Consider the following 9,120-nt stretch of genomic DNA (forward strand, 5'->3'; position numbering starts at 1 on the left):
GTGTGGCCGTGGGCGGCGGCGGTGGTGGCCTCGTCGGCGGTCAGGAGCAGGCCGCGTCCGGTGCGCAGGAGTTCGGCGACGCGGGGGCGGGTGCCGTCGGCGAGGGTGACGAGGGTGTCGGGGGGCATGCGCCGGCCGAGCAGGGGGTGGTCGCCCTCGGCCAGGTCGTAGCGGATGCCGAGACCGCTGACCACGCCGGCGACCTGCTCGGCGGCGTCCTTGTGGGCCAGCAGCTCGCCCACCACCTCCCGCACCGGGTCCATGGCCTCGTCCCCGAGGTAGAGCCTGGCCGCCGCGCGGGCGTTGCGGATCAACTGGCGGCCGACGGGACGGCGTTCGGCGTCATAGGTGTCGAGCAGGTCGCCGGGGGCCCGGCCCCGGACCACCGCCGCCAGCTTCCAGCCCAGGTTCGCCGCGTCCTGCAGCCCGGCGCTCAGGCCCCACGCGGCCAGCGGCGGGATCTCGTGCGCGGCGTCACCCCCCAGCAGCACCCGGCCGCGCCGGTACTGCTGCGCCAGCGCCGAGGAGTTGCCCGAGGCCCACAGCCACAGGCACCGGGCGTCGTCGATCGACTCGCCCGTCAGCCGCCGCCACGCGGCGGCGACCTCGGCGAAGGTCAGCGCGCCCGGCTCCGGCCGGGCGGGCAGCTCGGGATCGTGAACGACCACCCGGCAGCGGCCCTCGCCCAGCGGGGTGCACACCACCATCCGCCCGCCGGGCAGCCGTTCGCCGATCGGCCGGGGGCGCGGGGCGACGCCGGTGATCTCCGCGGTGTACATGCCGCGGGTGGACTCCCAGCGGATGACGGGGATGCCGGCCAGCTCGCGGACCGTACTGCCGGCGCCGTCGCAGCCCACGACGTACCGGGCGCTCTCCTCGCCGGGGCCGTCGGGGCCCGTGAAGGCGACCACGACACCGTCGGCGGTCTCGCGCAGGCCGGTCACCTCGCGGCCACGGCGCACCGGCACGCCCAGCTCGGCCAGCCAGCCGCCCAGCGCCCCCTCGGTCCTGGTCTGGGACAGGCCCAGCACCCCGCTGTGGTCCTCGTCCAGCATGTCCAGGTCGAAGCGGACGCCGCCGAAGTGGCCCATCGGGCCCCACCGGAAGGCGCCCAGGCGGGGCAGCAGCCCGCGCTGGTCCAGCGACTCCGCGGCCCGCCGGTTGAAGCCGAGCGCCCGGGATTCCTCGGTGGGGGCGGGCAGCCGGTCGTAGACGGCCACCTCCGCCCCGCCCAGGCGCAGTTCTCCGGCCAGCATCAGGCCCACCGGCCCCGCACCGACCACTATGACGTCAGTTGTCTTCATTCTTTTGAGGCCCTCTGCGCTGCGGCAATAGTTGGCCATTGGGAAGCTACTCAGACACATCCCGGGCCGCAACGATCGGGAATTCGGGGGTGTGCGGCGTTCGACCGCCGAGCGGTGCCATTGAACGCGGGAGATGAACGCTTGAGCATGCGTCCGTGCCGCAGCAATATCGTCGGGTGCCTTCGGGTTTCTTCTTCACCCGGTGAATGTGCGCATTACCGGCCGCAGAAAGGAAGCTGACGTGACGGACGAGAAGGTCGCACTCGTCACCGGTGCCAACAAGGGCATCGGATTCGCCGCGGCGCGGCAGCTCGGTGAGCGGGGGGCCGTCGTCATCGTCGGCGCGCGCGACGAGACGCTGGGCAAGCAGGCCGCCGACGCGCTGGCGGCCGACGGCATCGCCGCGACGGCGCTGCGGCTGGACGTGACGGACCCGCAGGGTGTGGCCGAGGCCGCCCGCCGGATCGAACGGCGCCACGGCCGCCTGGACATCCTGGTGAACAACGCCGGCACCGCGGGCGCCTTCACCGGACGGCCCAGCGAGGCCACCGCGGCCGACCTGCGGGAGGTCTACGAGACCAACGTCTTCGGCGTGGTCACGGTGACCCACGCGATGCTGCCGCTGCTGCTGCGCTCCCCGGCCGGCCGGATCGTCAACCTCTCCAGCCACGTGGGGTCGCTGACCCTGCACGCGGACCCGGACTCTCCGCTGGCGGGCGTGAACATGATCGCCTACCAGTCGTCGAAGACCGCGCTGAACGCGGTCACGGCCGCCTACGCCAAGGAGCTGCGGGGGACCCCGGTCAAGGTCAACGCGGCCCTGCCCGGCGTGGTGGCCACGGACATGAACCACCACCGCGGCCGGCGCACACCCGTCGAGGGAGCCGCCGTCGTGGTCCGGCTCGCCCTGCTGGACGAGTCCGGCCCGTCGGGCGTGTGCCTGGCGGACGAGGGGCCCGTCCCCTGGTAGCACGCGGCCCCCTGACCCACGGCCGCCGCCGCGCGGCCGCCGCATCCCACCGCCCGCCCGGGCGCGTCCCGGCGGGCACGAGACATGGAGAGAAGACAGTGGCGCTTGACGGAACGATCCTGGTGCTGGGCGGGACCGGCCGGCAGGGCGGGGCGGTGGCCCGCGAACTGCTGCGGCGCGGCCGCACCGTGCACGCCCTGGTCCGGGACCCGGCCAAGGCCGAGGCGAAGGCGCTGCAGGAGGCGGGCGCGGTCCTGGTCCGCGGCGACATGGACGACGCGGCCTCGCTGACGGCGGCGATGCGCGAGGTCCACGGGGTGTTCAGCGTCCAGACCTTCCGGGGGCCCGGCGGCGTCGAGGCCGAGGAGCGCCACGGCCGGGCGGTGGCGGACGCCGCGGTGCGGGCCGGGGTGCGGCACTTCGTGTACAGCTCGGTCGGCGGCGCGGACCGCGACACCCAGGTCCCGCACTTCGAGAGCAAGCACCGCGTGGAGCAGTACCTGCGGACCCTCGACCTGCCGGTCACGGTGCTGCGCCCGGTCATGTTCCACGACATCCTGCTCGACATCGCCCCGCGCCCGTCGGGCGACGGACTGGTGCTGGCCATGTGGCTGGACCCGCGGATCCCGGTACAGCTCATCGCGACCAGCGACATCGGCGTGTTCGCCGCGGACGCCTTCGAGAACCCCGGGGCATGGCTGGGCCGGACGGTGGAGATCGCCGGCGACAGTCTGACCGGGCCGCAGATGGCCGCGGCCTTCGAGGCGGTCTCCGGCGTCCCGACCCGCTACCAGCAGCTGCCGATCGAGCCGCTGCGCAACGCCCGCCCCGACCTCGCCAACATGTTCGACTGGTTCGAGCGGGAGGGCTACCGCGCCGACCTGGAGGAGCTGCGCCGCACCCGGCCCCACCTGGTCACGCTGGAGAGGTGGCTGGCCGACAACTGGACGGCCCCCGTGGCCGCCGCGGCCCGCTGACACCGGTCAGGTGAGGATCGGCCGGCGGGTGCGGGTGCGCTTGAGCTCGAAGAACCCGTCGGTCGCCGCCACGGCGAGCACCCCGTCCCACAGCCGCGTCGCGGCCTCGCCGCGCGGGGCGGGGCTCACCACGGGGCCGAAGAACGCCACGTCGCCGACCGCGATGACGGGCGTGCCGACGTCGGAGCCGACCCGGCCGATGCCGTCGTGGTGCGAGGCGCGCACCGCGTCGTCGTAGACGTCCGTGCGGGCCGCGTCGGCGAGGGCGGGGTCGAGGCCGGCGGCGCCGAGGGCGGCCGCGTAGGTGGCGTGCTCCTTGGGCGCCTGCTCCAGGTGGAAGCGGGTGCCGAGCTCGGTGTACAGCCCGCCCAGGACCTGCGGACCGTAGGTCTGCTCGGCGGCCGCGCACACCCGCACCGGCTCCATGCGCACGGCGAGGTCCCGGTGCCAGCGCTCGGGCAGGCCGGTGCGGCCCTCGTTGAGGACGGTCAGGCTCATCAGGTGCCAGCGCACGTCGAGGGACCGCTGCCGGGCGACGTCGAGCAGCCACCGGGAGGCCATCCAGGCCCACGGGCAGGTCGGGTCGAACCAGAAATCCACCGGAGTGGGGGTGTCGTGCCGCAAGGGGGCCTCCTCGACATAGCCGGACCAGGTCAATTTGACGAGCTGCACCGGAATGCCGCTGGAGCGGGACTGGACAGGCCCTGTTCAACCGCTCAAATTCCGCGGTCGAACGCCCGGGTGGCATTGCGGGAATGGATAAGTTGCGGCCTTGAGAATGGCCGCCCTATGGTCTGGAATCCGCGAGAAACCGCAAAAAGGCGCTCCGAGAGGAAAAGCATGTCCGTGCTGCCCGAGGTCCGTGACCAATCAGACTCCTACGCACTGCTCCACCTCATCCAGGGAGCGGTGGTCACCCAGGCCGTCTCGGTCGCGGCCCGGCTCGGCGTCGCGGACGTGCTGGCCGGCGGCCCGCTGTCCGTCGAGGAGATCGCGGCGCGCGTCGGGTCCGACGCGAAGGCGACCCACCGCGTCCTGCGCGCCCTCGCCGGCCACGGGGTGTTCGCGGTCGGCCCGGACGGCCGCTACGCGAACACGCCGCTGTCCGACAAGCTCCGCGAGGACGCCCCCGACACCATGCGCGGCTTCGCCCTGCTGATGAACCACCCCACCCTGTGGGAGGAATGGGGGCACCTGTACGACACCGTGGAGACCGGCGAGCCCAACCTGCCCAAGCTGCGCGGCATGGGCGCACTGGACTTCTTCCACGCCAACCCCGACTACGCCCGGGTGTTCTTCCAGGCGTTCGGCGAGCTGTCGGCCTCGGAGACCGACCCCATCCTGGCCGCCTACGACTTCTCCGGGTTCGGCACGGTCGTGGACGTCATCGCCGGCCGCGGCAACCTCCTCGCGGGCATCCTGCGGCAGGCGCCGGACACCAAGGGCGTCCTGTACGACTCCAAGATCGCCACCGTCGACTCGCCCGCGCTCTTCGAGGCGGCCGGAGTCGCCGACCGGCTCACCATCGAGCACGGCGGCTACCTCGACAAGCTCCCCGCCGGCGGCGACGCCTACGTCTTCAAGCACATCATCCACGACTTCTCCGAGGCCGACGCCGTGACCGCGCTGCGCAACGCGCGCGAGGCGATCGCCCCCGGGGGCAAGCTGCTCGTCATCGAGTACGTGATCCCGGAGCACAACGAGCAGCACCTCGGCAACACCATCGACCTCTGGCTGATGCTGATGCTCGGCGCCCAGGAACGCACGCTCGCCGAGTACACCGAGCTGTTCGCGCGGGCGGGCTTCAAACTCACCAGGGCCGTTCCCACCAGCGCGCCGATCTCGGTCATCGAGGGCATCCCGGTCTGAGGCCACCGCACCCACCCGACTCGTTCCCGCATACCGCACAGGAGAAGACCCGATGACCCCACGGATGGACAATCCCTCCCTGGTCGTTCCCGGCGCCCTGCAGCCCCTGCTCGACCTGACCGAGGTCATCGGCAAGGTGGGCGTGCCGCAGACCACGCTGGACCTGATCCGGCTGCGCGTCAGCCAGATCAACGGCCGCGGCTACACCTTCCCCGACGACCCGGACCAGGCGGCGAAGACCGACCCGCGCCTGCGGCGGGTGGCCCACTGGCGGACCGAGTCCTGCTTCGACGAGGCCGAGCGCCACGCCCTGGAGATGGCGGAGGCCGTCACGCTGATGACCGACCCCCAGGACATGGCGTCGGACGAGGTCTGGGAGAAGTCCTCCCAGCACTACACCGACGAGCAACTCGGGGCGCTGGTCATGCACATCGGACTGGTCAACCTCTGGAACCGGGTGAACGTCGCCACCCGCCAGGAAGACGCGGCCTGGCGCTGAGGAGGGGAAGACACCGTGCTCAAGCTCATCAACGCCGGTCTGGGACGGACCGGCACGACCTCGCTGAAGGTGGCCCTGGACCGCCTCGGCCTCGGCCCCTCCTTCCACATGTTCGACATCGTCGGCGACGCGGAGCGGCTCCAGCAGTGGGAAAAGATCGTCTGTGACGGGGAGCGGCCCGCCTGGGCGGCCGTGTTCGACGGCTACCGCTCCGCGGTGGACGGCCCGTGCGCCGTGTACTACCGGCAGATCAGCGAGGCGTTCCCCGACGCCAAGGTGATCCTGACGGTGCGCGACGCCGAGAGCTGGTACCGCAGCACCCACGACACCCTGTACCAGTTCGCCCAGCGCAGCACGGCGAACCCGCCGGAGCCCGGCAGCCCCCAGGCCCGGCTCTTCCGCATCACCACCACCATGGTCTGGGACGGGCTGTTCGGCGGCCGGTTCTCCGACAAGGACCACGCCATCGAGGTCTACCACCGGCACAACGAGGACGTGGTGCGCGCCCTGGGCGCCGACAGGGTCCTCGTCTACGACGTACAGCAGGGCTGGGAGCCGCTGTGCGCCCACCTCGGTGTCGAGGTCCCGCAGGAGGAGTTCCCGCGCACCAACGACACCGCGTCCATGCGGCAGCGCATCGCCAGGGCGGCCGGCGCCCCGGCCGCCGCCTGAGCCGGTGAGGAGCCTTCGGTGCGGATAACGGAAATGACGGTGCCCGGCGCCTACCGCGTGGAGCCCGAGCCGCTGAGCGACCGCCGGGGCCACTTCTTCGAATCGGTGCGGGCCGGTGCGCTGCTCGCGGCGAGCGGCTGGAAGTTCACGGTCCGCCAGGTCAACTACTCGGTGTCGCGGCGCAACACCCTGCGGGGCATCCACGGCACCAAGGTGCCGCCGGGCCAGGCCAAGTTCGTCACGTGCGTGCGGGGCAGCGCCCTGGACATCGCCGTCGACCTCCGGGTCGGCTCGCCGACGTTCGGCCACTACGACGTCACGCTGCAGAGCCCGAAGACGGGGACGGCCGTGTACCTGCCCGACGGAGTCGGGCACGCCTTCCTCGCCCTGACGGACGACACGTGCATGAGTTACCTGTGCTCGCAGGAGTACGTGCCGGGGACGATGATCGACATCGACGCTCTCGACCCCGAGCTGGCCCTGCCCTGGGACCTGAAGGAGCCGCCGATCCGCTCGGACAAGGACGCGGCGGCGCCCACCCTGGCCGAGGCGGCGGCGGCCGGCCTGCTGCCCACCTGGGAGCAGTGCCCGCCGCACCCGCCGGCCGCGGTGCCGGGCGGGCTGTAGAGCGCGGAAAGCGAAAAAAGGGGCGGTCGGTGTCCTTGCGGACGCCGACCGCCCTTCTCCGTGTTCCCGCACGCGCCGTGCGGGCCCCGCCGGCCGCCGCTCAGCGGGGTCCCTCGGTGAGGGCGTGGGCGCGGATGCGGGCCATCAGGCCGGCCTGGCGGACCAGGTCGCCGTGGTGCTCCGCCCGCGCGGCCGGGTCGCGCACCGCGTCGTGGAACGTGGTGAACACGCCGAGGAACTGGTCCGAGGCCGGGGCGAGGATCTGCGTCTCGCGGTCCTTCTGCTGCAGCCGCAGCACCGGGCGGGCGCCGGCCGAGGGCGTGAACGCCCACTCCAGGACCAGCCGCCCCTCGCTTCCCCACAGCTCGTAGGCCGACCGGTAGCCGTGGGACAGGCCGAAGGAGCAGTGCGCCGTGACCCCGTCGTCGTCACCGAGCAGGGCCGCCCCGGCCACGTCGACGCCGAGCTCCGGGTCGAACTTCAGGCCCGCGCCGAGGACCCGCGCCGACGCGCCGAGGTACTCCTGGGCGGCCCGCACCGGGTAGCAGCCGACCTCCCACAGGGCGCCGCCGCCCAGGTCCGCCTGGTACTTGATCCCGCGCGGATCGGTCGGCGGAATACCGAACGAGCCGGTGTAGGAGCGCAGTTGCCCGATCGCGCCGTCGGCCACCAGGGCCTGGGCCCGGTCGTGCTGGGGGTGCCGGAGGAACGCGAAGTTCTCCATGACGGCCAGCTCGTTCTTCTCGGCGAGCGCGACGAGGTCGCGGGCCGTCTCCTCGGCGGGCACGGCGGGCTTCTCCAGCAGGACGTGCTTGCCCGCCTCCAGCGCCCGCCGGGCCCACACCGCGTGCTCGCTGTTGGGCAGCGGGATGTAGACGGCGTCGATGCCGGGCAGGTCCAGGAGCCGCTCGTACCCCTCGACGGCCGCGCAGCCGGCGGCGGCCGCCACGCCCTCGGCCTTCTCCCGAGAACGGCTCGCGACCGCCATGAGGCGGAACGGCGACCGGTGGATCGCGGGGAGGGCCCGGCGCACGGCGATGTCGGCGCACCCGATGATGCCGATACCGGCCCTCTGCTCAGATTCGAGAACGGGCGTCAGATTGTCGATTTCCACTGGTCCACCTAAACGACGACAGTAAATGCGCTTGCCTGAACCGGTATGCCGTCAGCCTGAGTAAGCGGACCCGTGTCTGTCAACAAATCGGCCCTTCGGGGCGGGGATTCCGGTGAGCCTTTCGGCCCCGTGGCCGACACCGATAAAGTGCGTGCACTGCCTAGGGGCACGACGTTACTGAGGAGGCGCCACGGTGAAGGGAATCATCCTGGCCGGCGGCAATGGCACGAGGCTCCACCCGATCACTCTCGGAGTCTCCAAGCAAATGCTTCCGGTCTACGACAAGCCGATGATTTACTACCCGCTTTCCGCTCTGATGCTGGCGGGGATCACCGAGATCGAGATCATCACCACGCCCCAGGACTCGGAGATGTTCCGGCGGCTGCTGGGCGACGGCTCGTGGCTGGGCATCACCCTGACCTACGCGGAGCAGGACAAGCCCCGCGGTCTCGCGGACGCGTTCCTGGTCTGCGAGGACCACATCGGGGACGACTCCGTCGCCCTGGTGCTGGGCGACAACATCTTCCACGGCTACGAGTTCGGGCCCATGCTCCGGCGGGCCGCGCAGGACATCAAGGGATGCGTCCTGTTCGGCTACCCGGTGCGCGATCCCGAGCGCTACGGCGTCGGCACCCTCGACGAGCAGGGCCGGCTCATCGCCCTGGAGGAGAAGCCGGCCAATCCGAAGACCAACATGGCGATCACCGGGCTGTACCTCTACGACAACCAGGTGGTGGACATCGCCCGGCAGCTGCGGCCCTCCGAGCGCGGCGAGCTGGAGATCACCGACCTGAACCGGGTCTACCTGGAGCGCGGCGAGGCCACGCTGATCCCGCTCGGCCGCGGTTTCGTCTGGCTGGACACCGGGACCCACGACGCGCTCATGGAGGCCGGGGACTACGTGCAGGTCCTGGAGCACCGCCAGGGCGTGCGCATCGCCTGCCTGGAGGAGATCGCCTGGCGCATGGGCTACATCGACCGGGAGTCCTGCTACCGGCTCGGCAGCCGCCTCGCCCACTCCTCCTACGGCCAGTACGTCATGGAGATGGCCAAGGCCGGCTGACGCCCCGCACCGCACCCCTGCAGAC

10 protein-coding genes are annotated in these 9,120 nt (G+C 72.1%); 7 read left to right on the forward strand and 3 right to left on the reverse strand.

Annotated features, from left to right (window positions below; translation table 11 throughout):
• The coding region (locus tag GV126_RS33730) for an FAD-dependent monooxygenase (RefSeq protein ID WP_159674962.1) at positions 1 to 1,304 on the reverse strand (1,304 nt) is incomplete at its 3' end.
• A gap of 241 nt (positions 1,305 to 1,545) precedes the next feature.
• Here GV126_RS33730 and GV126_RS33735 point away from each other — a divergent pair.
• Entirely contained in the window at positions 1,546 to 2,274 is a 729-nt protein-coding gene (locus GV126_RS33735) for an SDR family oxidoreductase (RefSeq protein ID WP_159674964.1), read from the forward strand.
• A 98-nt stretch (positions 2,275 to 2,372) separates the two neighbouring features.
• Entirely contained in the window at positions 2,373 to 3,251 is an 879-nt protein-coding gene (locus GV126_RS33740) for an NmrA/HSCARG family protein (protein ID WP_159674966.1), read from the forward strand.
• Between the two features lie 6 nt (positions 3,252 to 3,257).
• Here GV126_RS33740 and GV126_RS33745 read toward each other — a convergent pair whose 3' ends face one another.
• On the reverse strand, positions 3,258 to 3,875 hold the full coding sequence (locus tag GV126_RS33745; protein WP_159674968.1) for a mycothiol-dependent nitroreductase Rv2466c family protein: 618 nt from the start codon (positions 3,873 to 3,875) through the stop codon (positions 3,258 to 3,260).
• 216 nt (positions 3,876 to 4,091) lie between these two features.
• On the opposite strand from GV126_RS33745, the gene GV126_RS33750 reads away from it, so the two are divergent.
• The 4 genes from GV126_RS33750 to GV126_RS33765 are packed head-to-tail and all read left to right on the forward strand — an operon-like array spanning position 4,092 to position 6,918.
• On the forward strand, positions 4,092 to 5,120 hold the full coding sequence (locus GV126_RS33750) for a methyltransferase (RefSeq protein WP_159674970.1): 1,029 nt from the start codon (positions 4,092 to 4,094) through the stop codon (positions 5,118 to 5,120).
• A gap of 52 nt (positions 5,121 to 5,172) precedes the next feature.
• Positions 5,173 to 5,619 carry a carboxymuconolactone decarboxylase family protein gene (locus GV126_RS33755; RefSeq protein WP_159674972.1) on the forward strand — a complete coding sequence of 149 codons (447 nt, stop codon included), beginning with the start codon at positions 5,173 to 5,175 and terminating at the stop codon, positions 5,617 to 5,619.
• Between the two features lie 15 nt (positions 5,620 to 5,634).
• Positions 5,635 to 6,291 carry a sulfotransferase family protein gene (locus tag GV126_RS33760; protein WP_159674974.1) on the forward strand — a complete coding sequence of 219 codons (657 nt, stop codon included), beginning with the start codon at positions 5,635 to 5,637 and terminating at the stop codon, positions 6,289 to 6,291.
• Positions 6,292 to 6,309: 18 nt separating this feature from the next.
• On the forward strand, positions 6,310 to 6,918 hold the full coding sequence (locus GV126_RS33765) for a dTDP-4-dehydrorhamnose 3,5-epimerase family protein (protein WP_159674976.1): 609 nt from the start codon (positions 6,310 to 6,312) through the stop codon (positions 6,916 to 6,918).
• Positions 6,919 to 7,018: 100 nt separating this feature from the next.
• Here GV126_RS33765 and GV126_RS33770 read toward each other — a convergent pair whose 3' ends face one another.
• A complete protein-coding gene (locus GV126_RS33770; RefSeq protein WP_159674978.1) occupies positions 7,019 to 8,032 on the reverse strand; it encodes a Gfo/Idh/MocA family protein in 1,014 nt (337 codons plus the stop codon).
• Between the two features lie 193 nt (positions 8,033 to 8,225).
• Between GV126_RS33770 and rfbA the strand changes: the two genes are divergently transcribed.
• The gene (gene rfbA, locus GV126_RS33775) at positions 8,226 to 9,095 is read left to right on the forward strand and encodes a glucose-1-phosphate thymidylyltransferase RfbA (RefSeq protein ID WP_159674980.1); all 870 of its coding nucleotides are present in this window, start codon (positions 8,226 to 8,228) and stop codon (positions 9,093 to 9,095) included.
• The last annotated feature ends 25 nt before the right edge of the window (positions 9,096 to 9,120 follow it).

The sequence above is a fragment of the Streptomyces mexicanus genome, assembly GCF_902506575.1.
GTDB classification, from domain to species: domain Bacteria; phylum Actinomycetota; class Actinomycetes; order Streptomycetales; family Streptomycetaceae; genus Streptomyces; species Streptomyces mexicanus.

Coding starts and splice junctions, on each gene's coding strand:
- GV126_RS33750 (WP_159674970.1), top strand. CDS start 4,092: ATGTCCGTGCTGCCCGAGGTCCGTGACCAATCAGACTCCTACGCACTG.
- GV126_RS33755 (WP_159674972.1), top strand. CDS start 5,173: ATGACCCCACGGATGGACAATCCCTCCCTGGTCGTTCCCGGCGCCCTG.